Here is a 19,314-nt window from a genome sequence, read left to right on the forward strand (position 1 = left end):
TAACTAGAATCATGTTATATTTTAATTATTGTCGTATAAATGACCATCTCTAAAATCTTTGTAGGTTTTATTATCATCATCACTTTGTAAAGGACCGGATTTTGCTAATTGGTCATTTTCCTTTTTTAAAATATAAGATTTTCTTACACCTAGAATAAGAAGCACCAGAAAAAACACGACCACTATAGAAAGGACAGTGACAATTTGGCTTTGACTTATGAGTAAGGGAATTTTATTTGTGTATATGTTTATAAGAAACATTTACTAATCGATTTGGGTTAATAGCTATACAAATATAAACTTTTTTCATCACTAAAAGTCTAAAAATGAATAGAATATCTGAATTTTATTAACATAATGTTAATTAAAAACCTCAGAAATTTACTTAAATCAATGGTTTTCAATCATTTCTATTGAAGTATTATCTGACAGATTTTTTTTATTACTTCTAAAAATTTATACGCTATTGTAACAAATAGGGTTACGGGTATACTTGTATTTTAAGGTAAATTAAATTTTAAAAGTCATCTTTTTTAACGAAATTGCTTACCCTAAATATGTTCAACTTTAAAACACTACATATAACATGTCTGATGATTTTGATTTATTAGAAACCAATTCCAACGAAAAAACTGAAAAAGTAGATGTCAATTGGGGCAAGGCCATTGATACCATGAAATCTAAATTGGCACAAGAAGATGACCCTGAGGTTCGACAAAAAATATTAAATGCCACCTTGGATGATGTGGTAAATATGGCGGAAAAAGATAGAACAACACTTTTAGATGCTATTAAAGATTTAACAGATTATCAGGACGAAGTAGGTATATTATTTGAAAAATTTTCATCGTTAAATGCTACCGAGCAAAAGGTAATTGATGATGCGCAAAAGGCATTAGAAAGAGCAAGAGTAGTACTTGACGATGCTAAAGCTAAACCAGATACATGGTGGAATAACCTTTGGGGACGGAAGAGTAAAATAGCAAAAGCAGAACAAGCCTTAAAAGATGCGGAAAAAACAAGAGCAGCGGCAGATAATAAAGCAAAGGCCATGTTTCAAGAGCGTATAGAAAATGCAGATGTACAAACCCTTCTAAAGGAGTTGTCCTATAAATCACAAGCTGCTGTTACCCGCTTAAAGAATCGTGAGGTAGAGATAAAAGAAGTAGAAGACAAGTTGCAAGATGCCATTGTTGAAGCTACAAAAAATCACACTAAAGCATTAGAGAAGAAAAAAGAGGTAGAAGCTAAGCTTGAAGAACGCTATGCTTTGCTTAAGCAAGCGCGTCAAGAATTGGAAGACGTTGCTGACAAGCAATCTGCTGAATATGCGCAAGCTATTGGGAAAGTTACGGAATTGGAGCAAAAAGTAGAAGAACTGGAAGGGCTAAAAAATGCATATACTACTTTAGCGGCTAGTAAGGATAGTTTTGTGCATAAACACAATTTAACCATCAAGGTATTAACATCTTTAAGAAGCAATCTACAAACACACCGTGCAAAATTAAAGAGTGATACAGAAGAACGTTTAAAATATTACGATGGTTATGTGGTGGCGTTAAAAGCCAGAACAGACCAAGAGTTTGCTGCAATTTTAGAGCATTTGGGTGTAAAAACCGATGAACACATAGGGGAAACCCTTGCGGCAATGCACACGGCCAGTGCAAAGGCGCGTCAAGATATGATGGATAACATACCAGTACACGAAAAGGTAATGCAGGGTGTTTATAGTAGTTATGCTGAGGCACTACAAGAAATCCGTGAAAAAGATGTAGATATTCAAAAGAATTTTGCAGAGCGTTATGGTATAGATATGAAAGAGATTTTTGAAGAGTACTATAAGGCTGATGCTAATACACCATCTGGTAACGATGATGAACCTGCGGAAGCACCTAAACCAAAGACAGAGGATGATGACTTATTATCTTAATTATTCAACAAAAAAGCTATAAGTTTTAACTGCGTTAGGGATTGTCCCGCACATGCGGGATGAAATCCCCGACGTAGGAGGGATTGAGTAGTGAAAGCCTGCCTAACGGTAGGTCCGACCCTTGTGATAACGCCCAAAAAGAATAAATAATTCTGCATGTTGCTACTACAAACTGCGACTGATTACTGAGCACTGAAATATGTCAATTAACCAAATAGTTACACCTTTAGATTCTGCTATTTTAGATTCCAAAGCACACTATACATTTTACCATAAAATGATAGATTTTGTGTTTAAAGAATTGGTAGTTGCAGTGCAGCGCGAAAACATCTGTAACAACGCTGAGGTGGCCATGTTTAAGCAATATTGTGATTTGTTGTTATACTCTATTGAAGCTATGCGCATTAAATATATGTACGATGATGAAGATAATATGAAGGTGGATTTAACTGAGTCTGGCTTTCCTAATTATTTAGAATTTAGGTACCTATTTAACGATTTGGAGTTACGGGAGGAATATTTAGGGAGATTAACACCAATAGCAACACTTAAGGAAGAGTTTTTAGATACTTTGATGCGTAAAAAAGAGCATGTAAAGAAAAACAGATTGTTTCAGGCAGCATCCATTGTGTATTATGCTTCGGTAAATAAAACATATATTTTTAATCGCTTTGTGCAAGGTAAAATTATAAGTGCCCCAGAAGGTGCTAAAGCAGATTTATTAACAAGTTGGAGTTTTTATGATGTGGTTAAAAATAGACCGTTTATTTGCTTTATGTACTTCAATTATGATGGTAACCGCATTAATGATTACAAGAGTGAAATTTACGAGGTACTTAAAAATGTAGCGGATAGAGATATGAACTTAGATACAATGGCTTATGCCATAGATAAGAAATTACCTAAAGTATTTCCAAAAGTCATTAAACGTATAGATTTGGGGCCTGTACATAATATGTTTACCAAAGATGAAAATATATTAACACATACAATTTTAGAAGCAATTAGTAAAAAAACCATTCCTTTAGAATCCTATGCGGTATCCCTAAAAGTTACTGAGGTAGCCTCAAAAAGTGAATTTAAGGAAGGTAATTTTTTTAATAAACAGATTTTTCAAAACTGGGACGATGTATTCCAACAAAAATATGTGCTGGCACCGCATCGTGTGATTCAATTATTATACAATAAAACACCAGACATCATGAATGGCTTGGCAAAACCACCTATTGAGATTGCTGGGGTGGAAATAGAGTTAAATAAGTAGGTAATATTTAGTATGCAGTATTCAGTCTGCAGTGGGCAGTATTGAAAAAATGAAATATAAAATGATAGATATTTTAAAATGAGAAGAGGAATTAACACAAATATATTATTCTTTAGATTAATTACTGGCTACCTACTGAGTACTGTTTACTGAATTTTAGCATGAGTTTTAAAACATTATTGGCATATCAAAAAGGATTTGAATTGGCTATGGAAATTTTTCATTTGACTAAAGATTTTCCAAAATCGGAAATATTTGGTTTAACATCTCAAATGGTACGTTCAAGTAGGTCTGTATGGTCAAATATTGCTGAAGGTTATAGAAAACGTCAATATGAAAAGCATTTTAAAAGCAAAATATCTGATGCTGATAGTGAAAACTCGGAAACCCAATTATGGTTGGATTTTGCATTAGCATGCGAATATATTTCAGAAGAAAAAAGATTAGAATTACTGAATAAAAGTGAAGTAGTTGGTAAACTTTTAAACTATATGATAAATAATCCAAATAAATTTAGATAGAATACCAAGTACTTTTAAGCAGAGTAATGACTGCAAACTGAGTACTGCAAACTGCATACTGAAATCATGGAACATAACTCAACATTCCCTATAAAACTATCAGAACTCGATATGCTTCGTGATGAAGCCTCTTCATACCTAAAAAGTGTGCAATGGGAGCAAGGAGCTCGTGCTAAAAATAGAGATAAGGAAGCGAAGGACGAATCTATTTTACTGTATTTGTCGAGAGCCAATAATGGTTCTAATACAGCATCTATTACATCGGTTTCTAAAACTATTTTGGCGCTTAAAAAACGATTATTACCAGATTCTGTAGCAATACCTATTTATTTAAATCAGACGCTCTATGCAGTTCAGGAGGGAATAACACTTGGTATTTGGATTAAAGATAGTTATTACGATGCGTCTGGATTGGCAAGTTTAAATGAGAATAAGTCTGCTTTAGATAATAGTGGTAAACGCGAGTTTGAGAGTAAAATGCATACCGCTACGGCTTTTATGCTATTTACTCAGGCTTACAAAATTTTACACGATTTAAAACCACATGCCTCAGATGACTTGAGTGTCATGAAACAAAAGTTCGCGGGTATTCCTGAGGTATCTTTAATGTCTCCCATAAAAGGAATTTCCTGTAGTTTATTCTATTATGATAAGTATTTGGGGCATCCAGAAATTATCAAATCTGATAAAGATGTTGTCGATTTTACGGTAGTTTATTATGAAGCTCTAATTGATGAAATTCAATTACGTAAAAGTACATTAGAATATACCGAAACTATTGAGGATAGAACCTATAAATTAGAAAATTCAGAGTTTGCCGTTTCTGGATGGAATAATGTGTTTCAAGGGGCTGCTAAAAGTGTAGAGTTTAATAAAATCCAGTTTGAACAAATTGTTGGTAACCGTGATGCAAAGCATTTTGCGCGTCGTTTAACCGAGCGTTTGTTGAGTTACGATTTTGCAGCTAAGAAAAACCCTTTTCAAGAATTAGGAGGTTTTATGCCAGTATTTATGGGGTATGGCATACCAGGTACTGGAAAAAGTATGCTTATCGCAGCAATAGCTACGCGATTGAAAGAGCATTGTGATACGTTGGATATTCCGTTTCTATTCCATCCTATGCCAGATACCTTAATATCTACCTTTCAAGGTGGTTCTGCTGAAAAAATGGTAGAATGGATGAAACCATTACAAGATCCTTCAAAATTAATTTTTGCACCTATTGATGATGCGGAGAATAATTTGCAGGAACGTACCTCGCAAGGTGTTTCAGCAGGTGTAAAAGAAGTAATTGGTGTATTTTTAAGATATACTGAAGGAGCTTATGCAGTGAATTATGGTAACAGCTCTATTGGTTTGTTTACCAACCTCCCAGAGATGTTAGATAAAGCTGTGATTTCTCGTGTACAGGGACGTTTTAAAATTGATGGTGCCAGAACGGAGCATGACTTTTTAGATCAAGATCATTTATGGTGGCGAAAAATTGATGATACTATGCCAGATTTTGTAAATATGCAAGGGCCTGAAAGCTACAGGTATTTACAAGATCAAGGTTTGGCTAAAAATATGGGTGACATATTAAGCAGTGTTGAAAAGCCAACAGAAGAACGTGTGCATGCTGTTTATGATAAAGTAGAAAAGCAGTTTAAAACGAACCAGCATTTGTTTTATGCGAATCTCTATAAAGAAATTCAGGCGATATTCCCGTTCTTTTCATCGCGCGATGTTCGTAATATTCAATCTGCTATTTCTTTACGATTAACAGATTTTGATTTAGAAGAAGACTGGTTTGAAAACCCAGAGATTTACTTTAAACAGGAGTACAATGCTAAGTTTAATATGCTTCAAGAATTGATGCGTAGTAATATGAAAGGCTTAGATTTTTCAGAGATTCGACGTCAAGAAGTAGTGCGTTACTTAGATAATGTGGCAACTATCGCAGATACAGACTTTAAACGAAAAGTAGATGCTAGAGTGAATCAGTTAAATATTGAAATGGAAGCGAGACAACAGTTTGAGAATGAGAAATAATAAGGTTAAAGATATACAGCAAAGCTTACTTTCAGATAACTATTATATTCTAAATAAAGTCACTTTTGATTATATGATGAAAAGTGGTGTGTGGGTAAACCAAATGCGAGAGGTCTATGATAGAGGTGATGGGGCTGGAATTCTCTTGTACAATAGAGAGAAGAAAACTGTGATACTTACCAAACAATTTAGAATGCCAACTTACTTAAATGATAATGATGATGGTATGCTGGTAGAAGTTGCTGCGGGTATGTTGGACAAGGATAATCCTGAAGCTTGTATTATAAGAGAAACCGAAGAAGAAACAGGGTATCGCTTAAAGAAGGTGAAAAAAATATATGAGGCATACTCATCTCCAGGAGTAATGACCGAAAAAATGCATTTTTTCATTGGAGAGTATACCGATGCCATGAAAGTAAGCGAAGGCGGTGGATTGGACAGTGAAGCTGAGGATATAGAGGTATTGGAAATACCTTTTGAAAAAGCTGTTAATATGCTGAATAATGGAGACATTGTAGACACTAGAACGATTGTGTTGTTGCAGTATGCTATCATTCATAAGTTACTCGATTAAATGTTGTCATTCCTGTGAAAGCAGGAATCTATAAATCTAAAAGAAAATAAAAATTAACAAGATTCCTGCTTTCAAAGGAATGACAGAAATGGACAAACTAAAACAAGCAAACCTATACAGAAGTGATCTTATCCCTGTAAGTGGAAAACTAGTAGAGCGTTACAATAAATGCTTGGTAAAACTCGGGTTTACCAAAACCAAACTCAAAACCTTTCATATAGATGGCATTGGTTGGAGTCCTGAAGTTGCTGATGAAAAGGAAGATACTGCCTATTTAAACAACGGAGAGGCAAATCCGCATGGTATTATCATTTCTCCTTTACAGAAAGGAAAACCAGTGTATTTACCTTTTCATACGTTTGATAGAGATATGATGAAATATATCTTTAAAATTCACGGTGTAAAGATTAAAGACATCACAAGAGATTCCGCGATTTGTTTGGATTTTGATCAACATATTGATGCATTTTACGAGCCATTAGATGTTTTAAAATACAAAGAAGTTACAATACATTTTCATTTAATAGATAACTTAGATAAAGTTAAAGAGGAACAGTTGCAGCTTGTTGAAGAGTTCAATAGAGGGAATAACTTTATTAGCGAAACCATGCACCAAAAGTTATTAGATTCAGCTAAAGCTTATGGTGATTTGCGTGACAGAGATTTAGATTTACATGAGCTACAATACACCACAGATTCATTTTACACAAGAGCTTTTGGGGGTGTTTATATTTTAAGGGATTTTATTGTACCAATTGTTGTTTTTGAAGATGAACAATGGCATAAAGAAGCAATAAAAGACACAACCCATGATATTTTGATATTTCATATTAATCAACCTGAACTGATGGACAAGTTGAGAAGTCACTCTATAGTAGATTACAATTTAGAAGCAGATGTTAAAACGGATAGGTATAACAGAATTAAGAAATTTGAGCTATTTCAATATCTAAAAAAAACACAACATCCAGTTCAAGAGATATTGGAAAACCCTATATTATTTAAAAGTTATTTGAATAAATTGGATATTACATCTCGAAAAAAAGTAATGAGTGTAGAACGTTATTTGGAAAAGATAGAGACTAGTAATCAATTTAAAATAGCTGATATTATTGATGACTCATTATTTTTTGCGCTGCATAAACCACATTCCTCGTTAGAACCTAAACACCAAGATTTAATTTGGAAACTTCTGGTAAATATTGCACCAAAAGACGTATTGTTTTGGTATTGGTATGATAAACCAGATTTCTACGAAAATTTTAAAACTTGGGATGATTCATTTAAAGATTGGGTTGTGGATACCATAAGTAACAATATTTAAGTTTTTTAGACTAATTTTATACAACCAACAATTATCGTTATGGGATTAGATTTAGTAATTTTTATAGCAGCTATTTTATTAGGGGTTTTTGTGTATTGGAGAGAGTCTCAACGTAATACACTGTATCGTTTTTTTAATAAAATTTTTAATAGTAAGGAGTTGCAGATGAAACCTGAAAACAAAAAAGGTTTTATCTACAAACAGGCGTTTTTACCGCGAATGGTTTATGTGGTAGGCTTTTTATTATTAATAGGATTAATAATTCAATTTTTATCTCCAATTTCAATATTTACAAGTTATTACGGCATCTCGGCATTTGCATCTATTTCAGTGGGTATATTAATAGGTACTTATGTGGCAAATTTTGTACTAAAATCAGGAAAGGTTATTGAGGAAAAAGGAGATTCTATCGAAAATATGGTTCAAGACACTATTGAAAAAGGAAAAGATTTAATAGAGGATTTGAAAACTGAAAAACCAGAAGAGACAAAAGAGGTTAAAAACGAAACAAAAAAGACTTCTAAGTCTGAAGAAAAAAGTGCTAGAGAACGTTTAAAAGATAAAGGCTATTTAAAATGAAAACATCTAAAAATAAGTTTCGGTATATACTCATAGTAATTTTTAGTATTTTATTTTTAATAAATTTATTAAACTTAGACTATACTTCTTTTCCCAGCATTACAGAAGGGTTAAATGTACTTGTACCCATTTTAATGATAATAGCTATGCTTCTAAGTATAAAGCATGCAAATAAATATGGAGAAAACTAACAGAATTTAACATGATAAAAAATTATTGGAATAAGGGCGGGAAACAAAAGACAATTGTCATTAGTGTTAGTTTAATTGTGCTCGTAGCTTTATTTGTACTTCGTGATGATTATCAACCAGCATTATTATTTGTTAGAAAGTTCATTTTTATCATCTTACTAAGTGTATTGGTATTATTTTTTGGACTAAGGAAATTTAGAAAATCGGCGAGTACAGGAGCAAGATTAGGAATCCTTGGAATTTTGTTGTTGTTTTTTGGAATTTTATATGTGGTTGGTTGGCATTTTAAAATGTATGATTATATGAAAACCTACAATGTATTTAATCATTTAAATAAAATAGAGATTAATGAGTTACCATTAACACAAAATGAGCGTATTCAACCTTTAAGAAATGTGTTTTCTATGGCTAATGAAAGTGTTGGAGAAACTAAAGATGTATCATTACCTCATTTAGTTAGGATTGAAAATGAAAATAAATGGACCATGGCCATACAACCCACCGAAAAATATGTTTGGCAAGGGATGACCGATAATACAGAGGAGGTATTTGCAGTATCTAGTACAACACCATTTCCAAGGTTTTCAAGTGAAAATAGAATCCCAGTAACATTTTCTATTGGAGAGTCTCTAAAATTTAGCAGAAACACATATAATGCCGTAGTGCAACGTTTCAACTTTTTTCAATTGTTTACATTGGAACCAAGTGATACCTATTATATGAAAAATGATAAAGGAGCTTGGGTTCAAGTAGTAAGTTTAATAAAATGGAAAGGCTTTTTATTTCCTTATCCAACCTTTGGGGGTGTTATGGTAATTGACAATGGTAAGCATGATTTTAATGATTATGTGGAGCGTATTTTGATAGGGAAAGGTACTTATGTAAGTCCAGAAAACATGAAAAACCACAGCTACCTTACAAGACAAAATACCTTAGCTGAAAAAGTATCAAGATTACAAGCAGAATCTCTTAAGTTTTTAGGAGGTTTCAGTGATCCTCTACCTTGGAATATGGAAACCGCAGTAAAAATTCCTGAAATGCCCAAAGATCAAAACCAACAACCTTATGTCACTGATTTTAATTTTTCTGAAACAGGAGAGGAAGCTTACAGCGGTTTGTACCATTGGTTTGGTTTAGAACCAGTGGGAGATGAGCGTACCAGTTTAAGCTTTAGTGTATTTGTACCTGCAGATGGAACAGATAAATTATATTATTATAATCATGCTGCCAAAAAGCAGGGTTATGCAGGAGTTTCTGCTATGCCTCTAAAAGTAAAGGAATCTCGTAAGGAATATGATTGGACGGCTAATACACCAGTAGAGTTTAGGCCATATATAAAGAATATAGCAGGTAAGAAACGTATGTTTTTTATGGGAACAGTATCATCTATTAGCGATAAAAATGCACAACAATTTGACGGTGCAGCTACACCAGATTTAGTATTGATTGATAGTGAATATCGTGATGTGGTATGGATAGATGTGAAGCATCCCAGTCAATGGGATAAGACAGTGTATAATCAGCTAAATGAAGCCTGGAGGGCTAGTGAAGGCATTGGCTATTATTTTGCAGAGGACACAAAAACTATTGATATGCAGCAGCAAACTATCGATTCTACCAAAACCATTCCTGTAGTTGATAAAAATGCTGAAGAAATTGAACGGCTTCAACGACAGATAGACTCTTTAAGGTCTAATTCTAATTAATTAATTTATGCTTTCTTTATATGAAGGTATCTGAGTTTAAATTCTTAGGAGTTAATCTCTATGAAAGGCATAGATATTCAGAGGAGAAACTAGAGTTCAATACAGAAAGCACACCTTGTGAAGATATTGGTTTATATATTATAGGCGAATACCCAAGGTTAAAGTATAATAATGTTGCGATATCAAGTAAATATGAATGGAAAAAAATACTGCATGAAACAATTTGCTTATCAATTCTTAACTTAATCAATACTCAGAAAATTCATGTAACTTTATTTAAAGACAAAAAATCATACCTTTTTAATATTTTGAAATTTAATTTCAAAGGTTATTGTTTAAAGGCCAATGTTTCTTTCGATGAAGAAAAAGATTTACTTTCAAAAGATATTATTAATGCTATACGAGAAGCAGAAGTAATATATGATAGAAAAACTGATATCTATTTTGTAATTCATTTATTAATAAACAAATATTTAGGAGAAAATGGAGAATATAATAAACCTGCAAAGCAGTTTCTTATTAGAAACTTAAAAAATTATTCAAAAACATTTAACTGGATTTCTATACATGAGCAAAAGAAGTTGTTAGGTATTTATAAAGATTACCAAGTTAATTTAAATGAAATTTATATTCCTAGAATAAAAATGCAACACAAAAATTTAAAGCATCAATATTCTAGATTAAGAAATTCAGATACGATTTATTGGTACTTTTCCGAAAGTATAAAAAAGCAAATAAACAAAGATTTGAAGAGGCGTGAACCTAGTGACGATTCAGATTTTGATTAGAACATATTAAGACTTATTTTAAAATAATTTTAATGTAACATTTTCTCAAAAACATATACCAATAAATAAAGCAATCATGTTTGGTTATATGGGTTTTGGAATGCAATCTCACGTTTATAAAAAACGTGCTAGAAAACCTTTTTCTAAAAGAAGCAAAATTGTAGCTTTTGTACCTCTACATACCAATCTTAGGGTCTTTAAGTTAAGAAAGCGAGCTTCAGAAAATCTTAAAGTTAACGGGATAGCCCTGATACTAGCAGTTTTGATAAGTCTGTTTTTAATTTTTAATTTTGTTAATAATGTAAAAAGGTATACAGCGTCTCATTATTTAGAGGTACAAACAAAAGTGCAAGAAAGGGATTCAGTCGCTTTTAATTTTTTGATAAATTCCGGTATATCAAGACTAAAACAAGATAATGCTACAGGAGCATACTCTGAATTTAAACTTGCCTATCAAATAGATTCTAGCAACAAAGAATTATATCAATTATTAACAGAAACACTTACTACGCTTTGTACTGATGACGGGAAATATTGTGACCAATTAGACGACTTATTGAACCAGCAGTTTTAAAAAACAATTTCCATTTTAATATCACTTCTTTGGTAAGGGCTGTTGGGTTCAACTGGAATTTCTATAAAACCAAATTTCCTGTAAATATAAATTGCATTTTCCAGTTTTGTATTAGAGTATAGTACCAGGTTTTTTAAACCAAGTTGTTTTGCAAAATCTAAACAAAATTGCATCAATTGTTGTCCTATTTTTTTTCCTCTATGCTTTGGAGAAACAGCCATTTTTGTCAATTCAAATGTGTTTTGGTCGGGTAGAGGCATTAGAGCAACTGTTCCTATAATACTATTATTTAGCTTAGCGAAAAATATATGACCTCCCTCTCCAATAATATATTTATCAGGGTGCCTTAATATTTCTTCATCAAAAGATTCAACATAAAAATAGGTTCGCAACCATTCCACATTCAAATTATAAAAAGCATTTCTTTCTTCATCGGTATTTTGATACGTTGAGATTTTGATTGTATGATTATTTGAATCTACACTATCTATAATTCTTTCACTAAATGAAGAAGTCTTTAATTTAAGCTCTAAACTATTGAGATGAGAAATTAAAGATGTGGATGTTTCTGTAGTAAATTCTTTTATTACTGCATCAATAGTTTTCCAAATGGGCTGCAATTGAAGTAAAAGTGTATTTCCCTTTTCAGATAAGTAAATAATTTTTTTACGTTTATCTTTATCATCAATATCAAAATATATTAACTTCTTTTTAGTCAATTTGTTTATAGATTGCGTAATAGCAGGTTGTGTTAATCCAACAGCGTTATAAATTTCCGTATTAGTAATGCCTTTCTTTTGGCTTATTAATTTAAATACAGGGAATAGATAAGGATCAAAGTCAGTATTAAAATGATTATATACCAATTGGGTTTCTTTCATTAAATAATCACTAATGCGTTTTAACCGAGAGCCTATACCTAATTCTCCAAAACCCTGTAATGCATCCATTTAATATAAATGTTTATATAAGTACTTATATAAATATATAAATTTTTAGAACAAAGTTGTACGTTTTTAAATTTTTTTATGCATGTAATTATTTAATTAAGTTTTAATTACCGTATCTTATTAATTTAAAATATTGATTTTCAGTGTTTTAATATTTATGTGCTTTTCGGTTTAAGTATAAAAACATCTAAACGAGCTAGTTAAGCGTATATGTTTTTGAGAGGCTAAAAAAATTAAAGTACCTTTCAACCAATTAACAAATTAGAAATTTTATAGTTCACTATTAATACTAAAAACAATAATAATTATGGAAAATAAAAGTAACACAGGTTTAAAAGTGGGATTGGGTATAGCACTAGTATTATTTTTAGCAACAGGGTTTTACACAATGAATTTGTATAAAGAAAGTAAGGATACTAAAAATGAATTAACTGCTGAAAAAGAATTGGTAATGAACGATTTAAATGCCATGGCAAAACAGTACGATGAAGCCATAGCTGAAAATGACATTGCAAATAAAGATTTAATTGAAGCAAGAGACCGTATACAAGGTTTAATAGATTCTTTAAGAATCTCTGAGACAAATGTGAAAAGTTTATGGCGTTATAAAACAAAATACAAAAACCTACAAAAGGAAATGAATGTTTTATTAGCGCAAAACGATTCGCTTAAAATTGAAAACTCTTATTTGGCAACATCATTAGACAGTACGCGTGTTAGATTAGAGGAGAGTGCAATGTTTAGAGACTCATTACTTGTACAAAATACAGCTCTAGCAGAAGTAGTAGAAAATGCATCAATTTTAAATACTGTTGATTTAAAAGGCTTTGGAGTCATAGAAAGAACTTCTGGAAAATTAATTCCTACAGAGCGAGCAAAAAGAGCAGACAAAATAAGAGTTTGTTTTACTGTTGCAAAGAACCCATTAGTGCAGGCAGGAGATCAAGAATTGTATGTTCAGGTTATAGACCCTAATAATAACATACTTGGAGCCAATGAACAGATTGCTTTCGAAGAGAAAACACTTAACTATAGCACAGTTAGTAAATTTAACTACGAAAACTCCAATTTAAATGTATGTGAGTTTGTAACGTCAAGTAATGGCAGTGATTTTGAAAAAGGACGTTATGTTGTAAATGTATTTAATAAGAAAAACTTAGTGTCTACTTCAGAATTTACGCTTAAGTAAAAACCGACACATCTAATTATCAAAGCCCAAAGGTTATACTTTTTGGGCTTTTTTGTTTTTTTAATAGGAAATTCGAGCCATATGTAGAGTTTTTTTCTCTGTATTGTAAACAAATTTTATATTGCGGGTACCAACCAACCCAAAATAACCCTAATGTTTAATAATGATGAATTTTTAGACTCTTTTGGTCATATACCTGAAGACACTTTTTTGAAATTGAAAGGCATTTCTCAGTTTAAAAAAATTGATGCGAATACGCAACTAGATGAACTCGGAAAAGTCCCTTCGAAAGTATATTTACTAATATCTGGAGTAATGCGTTGCTACGTAACTTCAGAATCAGGAAAAGAGTTTAATAAACGTTTTTTCTTTGCAATGGACTTTGCTGGATCTCTAACAGCCTTGATAAAGAATGCTCCCTCAGAAATAGTATACGAGACTATCACGCAATGTACTCTTTATGAAATAGACTACAAGGAATTAAGGGAAATGTGTGCTACAGATATAGTGGTTAGTAATTTATATACCTCTATGTTAGAAAAAGTTTTTATGCGATATGAAAAACGACAATTAGAGCTAATTTCGTTAAATGCCTCACAACGCTATTTAAAACTAAAATCAGATATACCAGATATAGATAAATTAGTACCTCAATATCATATTGCTTCATATTTAAGTATAACCCCTGTTCAATTAAGTAGAATAAGAAAAAAGTTGAAAGAATCGTTGTATTAACAAATGTTATCTTGTAAAATATTTGTTAATTATATATTTGTATCGATATCTTCTAAGATAGATTCATTTAGAGGATTAATAGCTAACCGACCAAAAAAAGCAGGTGTTTACCTGCTTTTTTTATATATTATTTTCAAGTTTAAAATTATTTTAAGCTTCCAACCATATCTTCAGGTTTTACCCATTCATCATAATCTTCTGCGGTAACATATCCTAAGTTAATTGCTTCTTCTTTAAGGGTAGTTCCATTTTTGTGCGCAGTATTAGCTATTTCTGCGGCTTTGTAATAGCCTATTTTGGTGTTTAGTGCCGTAACCAGCATTAAAGAGTTGTTTAATAACTCTTTAATTACAGTATAATTGGGTTCAATTCCAACAGCACAATTAACATCAAAACTAACACATGCATCTCCAATTAACTGCGCAGATTGTAAAACATTGTAAGCCATAACAGGTTTAAAAACATTTAATTCATAATGTCCTTGTGTACCACCCACAGAAACAGTTACATCATTTCCAATTACTTGAGCACATACCATGGTAAGTGCTTCACATTGGGTTGGGTTAACTTTCCCAGGCATTATGGAACTTCCAGGTTCGTTAGCAGGAATAATTATTTCTCCAATTCCAGAACGAGGACCAGAAGCCATCATTCTAATGTCGTTCGCAATTTTATTTAGTGAAACGGCTAATTGTTTAAGGGCTCCATGGGTTTCCACTAAAGCATCATGAGCAGCTAAGGCTTCGAATTTATTTGGAGCAGTAACAAAAGGTAATTCAGTAAACTCTGCAATATAATTTGCTACTAGTGTACTGTAGCCCTTAGGTGTATTTAAACCTGTACCTACGGCGGTACCTCCAAGCGCTAACTCACTTAAGTGCTTAAGCGTGTTTTCCAAAGCCTTAATCCCATAATCTAATTGCGCTACATAGCCAGAAAGTTCTTGTCCTAATGTTAATGGTGTAGCATCCATTAAATGTGTCCTACCAATTTTTACAACATCTTTAAAATCCTGCGATTTTTTATTTAGGGTTTCTCTTAATTGTTTTACTCCAGGAATTGTTGTCTCTACAATTTTTTTATAAGCAGCTATATGCATTCCTGTGGGGAAGGTGTCATTTGAGGATTGCGACTTGTTAACATCATCATTAGGTTGGATGGTTTTATCTCCCTCTCCAATTACTTTACCAGCTAATTGATGTGCTCTGTTGGCAATTACTTCATTAACATTCATGTTACTTTGTGTGCCAGATCCAGTTTGCCATACTACTAAAGGAAATTGGTCATCGTGTTTCCCTTCTAAAATCTCATCACAAACTTTACTTATTAAATCACGTTTTTCAATAGGAAGTACCCCAAGTTCACAATTTGTATATGCGGCTGCTTTTTTTAAGTATGCAAACCCGTATACAATCTCTAAAGGCATAGAACCACTAGGTCCAATTTTAAAATTGTTTCTAGATCGCTCTGTTTGCGCTCCCCAAAGTTTATCTGCAGGCACTTTTACCTCGCCCATGGTGTCTTTTTCTATTCTAAAACTCATCTTATTTGGATATTAAAAAGTAAGCTGCAAAGTTAGTTTTTTTAATGATGTTTTGAATATGATTTTTGTTAGTTTTTGCAGTTCTTTTTTAACATATAAATAACTATTTTAGTTCTGATTAAAACCTTAAATCTATTAATTTAGTAGGATTAAGAATTTTATAAATTAATTATATAAACTAAAATATTATGGCAACAATTAGATTAGGAGACGAAGCTCCAAATTTTAAAGCGAATTCAACTGAAGGAGAAATAAATTTTCACAAGTGGTTAGGAGATAGTTGGGGGATATTATTTTCTCATCCAGCTGATTATACTCCTGTTTGTACTACAGAATTAGGTACAGTAGCTAAGTATAAAGATGAATTTGATAAGCGTAATGTAAAAGTTGTAGCTTTAAGTGTTGACGGTTTAGAATCTCATAAAGGATGGATAGGAGATATTAACGAGACCCAAAACACTACTGTTAACTTTCCGATTATAGCAGATGAAGATAGAAAGGTATCTGAGTTATATGATATGATCCATCCAAATGCCGATAGTAAGTTAACTGTACGTTCTGTTTTTGTTATTGGTGATGATAAAAAAGTAAAGTTAATTATAACGTATCCTGCTTCTACTGGTAGAAACTTTGATGAGTTGCTAAGGGTTATCGATTCATTACAGCTTACCGCATACCACAAAGTGGCTACACCAGCAAATTGGAATAATGGTGAGGATGTAGTAGTTTCTCCAGCTATAGCCACAGAAGATATACCAAGTATGTTTCCAAAAGGGCATAAGGTAGTGAAGCCTTATTTGCGTACAACGCCGCAACCTAATTTAGATTAGTTGAAAAAATTGTTAATAAATCTTGATTTGATTTTGTAAAACAAAATGCTTTATGCTAAATTTGCAAAACATTACTAAAGACGCTTACTAATGATGTTTGAATTTGACCAATATTTAGGATTTTTAGCCTTTTTAACCATTTTAACCATAGGTTTTTGGTTAATGATTTTCTTGTTAACTTTCGTTATACCTTACTGGATTGGAGGTTCTTTAATAGAAAGACTTAAAGAGATTAGAGAAGAAAAGAAAGCGAAGCGTCTACAGAGTTAAGACACATAATTTTTAAATATTAAAGGAAGCATATTATGCTTCCTTTTTTTATACACTACCATCAATACTAATTGAATCTCTTGTATTCTGGTAGATTAAATTATATTTAGAATCGTTTCTGGAGGTCTTCCTATAACAGCCTTTTGTTTATTAATAACTATAGGCCTTTCAATAAGTTTAGGGTTTTCTATCATTGCTGTGATAATCTCATCATTGGTTAATTCTTTTCCTTTGTAATCAGATTTCCATATAGCCTCATTTTTTCTTACCAATTCAATAGGTTGAATATCTAAAAGACTTATGATTTTCTCTAGCTCTTCTTTTGAAGGTATATCTTCTAAATAAGTAACAACTTCAAATTCTTTTCCCGAATTTTTAAGTATCTCAAGCCCTTCTCTTGATTTTCTACAGCGATTATTGTGGTAAATAGTTATCATTATATAGTAATATTATAGTTCTTTAAATCTAAGATAAGTTGTTTAGGGGTAGAGAATTGTATACCATTTATCCCAAGTGTATTTGCCATTTCAATATTTTTTGCATTATCATCAATAAAAATTGATGTTTCAGCTTTAATATTGAACCTTTTTAAAGTGATTTCAAAGATATCTTTATAAGGCTTTCTAGTTTTTTCCTCTCCAGAAACAACAATACCTTCAAACCATTTTAAAAATTCAAAATGTTTTTGTGCTATAGGAAAGGTTTCAGCACTCCAATTTGTTAAAGCCACAATTTTATATGATTTTGATTGTAATAAACATTTAAGGATATCAACAGTGCCTTGAATTGGACCATTTAGCATGCTTTCCCATTCTCCATAATACATCCTTATATACATTTCATAATCTGGGAATTTTTCAATTAAATCTTCACTAGCTTTAGCTATGGGGTAACCAGCATCTTGATTTTCATTCCAGCTCATGGTACAAACATTATCCAGAAACCATTGCATTTTTTCTCGATTACCATCAAAAGCCTTTAAAAAAACATATTCTGGATTCCAATCAATTAAAACGCCTCCTAAATCAAATATAATCGTATCTATTTTTGTCATAATTGATTGTCGTCTTCTGTTTTCTGCCCCATCATCATCAAATATGCTTTTAAAAATGCTTCAATATTACCATCCATCACAGCATCAACATTCCCTGTTTCATGATTGGTTCTTACATCTTTTACTAGCTTATATGGGTGCATTACATAGTTTCTAATTTGGCTTCCCCATTCAATCTTCATTTTACTAGCTTCAATATCATCTCTTTGAGATAATTGCTTTTGCAATTCAATCTCATATAATTGAGACTTTAGCATTTGCATAGCTCTGGATCTATTATCATGTTGCGATCGTGTTTCAGAACAAGAAATCTGTATGCCAGTAGGTTTATGGGTTAACTGAACTTTAGTTTCAACTTTATTTACATTTTGTCCACCAGCACCGCTAGAACGAGCTGTGGTAATCTCTATATCTGCAGGATTTATTTCAATTTCTATAGTGTCATCAACTAGAGGGTAAACGTATACGGAAGCAAAACTTGTATGACGTTTTGCGTTGCTATCAAAAGGAGAGATGCGTACTAAGCGGTGTACTCCATTCTCACCTTTTAGCCATCCAAATGCAAAATCGCCTTCAATCTCTATAGTTACAGTTTTTATTCCAGCAACATCGCCTTCCTGAAAATTTAGTTCTTTTACCTTGAAACCACTTTTTTCAGCATACATTAAGTACATACGCATTAACATACTAGCCCAGTCACAACTTTCTGTACCACCTGCTCCAGCTGTAATTTGGAGAACAGCACTTAGACTATCGCCTTCTTCAGAAAGCATATTTCTAAACTCAATATCTTCTAATAGCGTAGCTGCTTTTTCATAACGGTTTTCAACATCCTCTTGAGTAGATTCCCCTTCTTTAAAGAATTCATAGATAACCTCTAAATCTTCAATAAGTGTTTTTATATTTTTAAAATCCTCAACCCACTTTTTCTTCACACGAAGTGATTTCATTAGAGTTTCGGCTGATTTAGGATCGTTCCAAAAATTAGGATCAAAGGTTTGTTCTTCTTCGTTCTGTATCTCTATAAGTTTGGCATCTATGTCAAAGATAGTGCCTAAGTTTGTCTAGGCGGGTGTTAAGGTTTTTAATACTATCTGATGTTATCATAAATATAGGTTTTGGGCAAAAATAGAATTTAAATGTTTAAATCGAAATTTGATTCATTTTTTAATAGATAATTAATACTTTTTATCGGATTCTTTGGTCTGATAAAAAGTCAAAAATTTATATTTGATTACAATAACCTAATACAAACCAAAAC

19 protein-coding genes are annotated in these 19,314 nt (G+C 32.1%); 13 read left to right on the forward strand and 6 right to left on the reverse strand.

The genetic code is table 11. The annotated features are described in order from the left end of the window. Positions 1-21 precede the first annotated feature (21 nt). Complete coding sequence (locus JS605_RS15390) at positions 22-261, reverse strand: hypothetical protein (protein WP_203258616.1); 240 nt, start codon at positions 259-261, stop codon at positions 22-24. A gap of 325 nt (positions 262-586) precedes the next feature. On the opposite strand from JS605_RS15390, the gene JS605_RS15395 reads away from it, so the two are divergent. From JS605_RS15395 to JS605_RS15440, 10 genes are all read left to right on the forward strand, one after another. After that, a complete protein-coding gene (locus JS605_RS15395; protein ID WP_203258617.1) occupies positions 587-1,930 on the forward strand; it encodes a microtubule-binding protein in 1,344 nt (447 codons plus the stop codon). A 199-nt stretch (positions 1,931-2,129) separates the two neighbouring features. Further along, positions 2,130-3,194 carry a hypothetical protein gene (locus JS605_RS15400; protein ID WP_203258618.1) on the forward strand — a complete coding sequence of 355 codons (1,065 nt, stop codon included), beginning with the start codon at positions 2,130-2,132 and terminating at the stop codon, positions 3,192-3,194. Between the two features lie 161 nt (positions 3,195-3,355). Further along, the gene (locus tag JS605_RS15405; protein ID WP_203258619.1) at positions 3,356-3,715 is read left to right on the forward strand and encodes a four helix bundle protein; all 360 of its coding nucleotides are present in this window, start codon (positions 3,356-3,358) and stop codon (positions 3,713-3,715) included. A 66-nt stretch (positions 3,716-3,781) separates the two neighbouring features. Next, on the forward strand, positions 3,782-5,746 hold the full coding sequence (locus JS605_RS15410) for an AAA family ATPase (RefSeq protein ID WP_203258620.1): 1,965 nt from the start codon (positions 3,782-3,784) through the stop codon (positions 5,744-5,746). Continuing rightward, positions 5,736-6,320: an NUDIX domain-containing protein gene (locus JS605_RS15415; protein WP_203258621.1), complete on the forward strand. Its 585-nt coding sequence runs from the start codon at positions 5,736-5,738 to the stop codon at positions 6,318-6,320. Before JS605_RS15410 ends, JS605_RS15415 begins: the two co-directional genes overlap by 11 nt. Before the next feature lie 88 nt (positions 6,321-6,408). Further along, positions 6,409-7,644, forward strand: a complete 1,236-nt coding sequence (locus JS605_RS15420; RefSeq protein WP_203258622.1) for a DUF6638 family protein — start codon at positions 6,409-6,411, stop codon at positions 7,642-7,644. A 39-nt stretch (positions 7,645-7,683) separates the two neighbouring features. Next, positions 7,684-8,223: a hypothetical protein gene (locus JS605_RS15425; RefSeq protein WP_203258623.1), complete on the forward strand. Its 540-nt coding sequence runs from the start codon at positions 7,684-7,686 to the stop codon at positions 8,221-8,223. Between the two features lie 202 nt (positions 8,224-8,425). Beyond that, the gene (locus tag JS605_RS15430; RefSeq protein WP_203258624.1) at positions 8,426-10,120 is read left to right on the forward strand and encodes a hypothetical protein; all 1,695 of its coding nucleotides are present in this window, start codon (positions 8,426-8,428) and stop codon (positions 10,118-10,120) included. A gap of 20 nt (positions 10,121-10,140) precedes the next feature. Continuing rightward, a complete protein-coding gene (locus tag JS605_RS15435; RefSeq protein WP_203258625.1) occupies positions 10,141-10,908 on the forward strand; it encodes a hypothetical protein in 768 nt (255 codons plus the stop codon). 76 nt (positions 10,909-10,984) lie between these two features. Beyond that, entirely contained in the window at positions 10,985-11,482 is a 498-nt protein-coding gene (locus JS605_RS15440) for a hypothetical protein (RefSeq protein WP_203258626.1), read from the forward strand. Here the strand turns inward: JS605_RS15440 and JS605_RS15445 are convergent. Continuing rightward, the gene (locus JS605_RS15445) at positions 11,479-12,432 is read right to left on the reverse strand and encodes a bifunctional helix-turn-helix transcriptional regulator/GNAT family N-acetyltransferase (RefSeq protein ID WP_203258627.1); all 954 of its coding nucleotides are present in this window, start codon (positions 12,430-12,432) and stop codon (positions 11,479-11,481) included. The two genes, JS605_RS15440 and JS605_RS15445, sit on opposite strands and share 4 nt — an antisense overlap. A gap of 307 nt (positions 12,433-12,739) precedes the next feature. Here JS605_RS15445 and JS605_RS15450 point away from each other — a divergent pair, with 307 nt between their 5' ends. Both JS605_RS15450 and JS605_RS15455 read left to right on the forward strand, forming a co-directional pair. Then, entirely contained in the window at positions 12,740-13,621 is an 882-nt protein-coding gene (locus JS605_RS15450; RefSeq protein ID WP_203258628.1) for a chromosome partitioning protein ParA, read from the forward strand. Positions 13,622-13,774: 153 nt separating this feature from the next. Next, positions 13,775-14,356 carry a Crp/Fnr family transcriptional regulator gene (locus tag JS605_RS15455; RefSeq protein WP_203258629.1) on the forward strand — a complete coding sequence of 194 codons (582 nt, stop codon included), beginning with the start codon at positions 13,775-13,777 and terminating at the stop codon, positions 14,354-14,356. Positions 14,357-14,501: 145 nt separating this feature from the next. Here JS605_RS15455 and fumC read toward each other — a convergent pair whose 3' ends face one another. Further along, complete coding sequence (gene fumC, locus JS605_RS15460; RefSeq protein ID WP_203258630.1) at positions 14,502-15,899, reverse strand: class II fumarate hydratase; 1,398 nt, start codon at positions 15,897-15,899, stop codon at positions 14,502-14,504. 188 nt (positions 15,900-16,087) lie between these two features. On the opposite strand from fumC, the gene JS605_RS15465 reads away from it, so the two are divergent. Continuing rightward, positions 16,088-16,729, forward strand: coding sequence for a peroxiredoxin (locus tag JS605_RS15465; RefSeq protein ID WP_203258631.1), 642 nt, complete (start codon positions 16,088-16,090; stop codon positions 16,727-16,729). A 365-nt stretch (positions 16,730-17,094) separates the two neighbouring features. On the opposite strand, the gene arsC is transcribed toward JS605_RS15465, so the two are convergent. The 3 genes from arsC to prfB all read right to left on the reverse strand — a co-directional run bounded on the left by arsC (position 17,095) and on the right by prfB (position 19,160). Continuing rightward, the gene (gene arsC, locus JS605_RS15470; RefSeq protein WP_203258632.1) at positions 17,095-17,436 is read right to left on the reverse strand and encodes an arsenate reductase (glutaredoxin); all 342 of its coding nucleotides are present in this window, start codon (positions 17,434-17,436) and stop codon (positions 17,095-17,097) included. Next, positions 17,436-18,053, reverse strand: a complete 618-nt coding sequence (locus tag JS605_RS15475) for an HAD family hydrolase (protein WP_203258633.1) — start codon at positions 18,051-18,053, stop codon at positions 17,436-17,438. The genes arsC and JS605_RS15475 overlap by 1 nt, the downstream gene beginning before the upstream one ends. Then, positions 18,050-19,160, reverse strand: a protein-coding gene (prfB, locus tag JS605_RS15480) for a peptide chain release factor 2 (protein ID WP_203258634.1) whose coding sequence is annotated in 2 segments (ribosomal slippage) — positions 18,050-19,096 and positions 19,098-19,160 — 1,110 coding nt in all. Because the reading frame shifts where the segments join, the coding sequence is not laid out codon by codon here. Before prfB ends, JS605_RS15475 begins: the two co-directional genes overlap by 4 nt. Between the last annotated feature and the right edge of the window lie 154 nt (positions 19,161-19,314).

The sequence above is a fragment of the Hyunsoonleella ulvae genome, from assembly GCF_016827605.1.
In the GTDB taxonomy this organism is placed as follows: Bacteria; Bacteroidota; Bacteroidia; order Flavobacteriales; family Flavobacteriaceae; genus Jejuia; species Jejuia ulvae.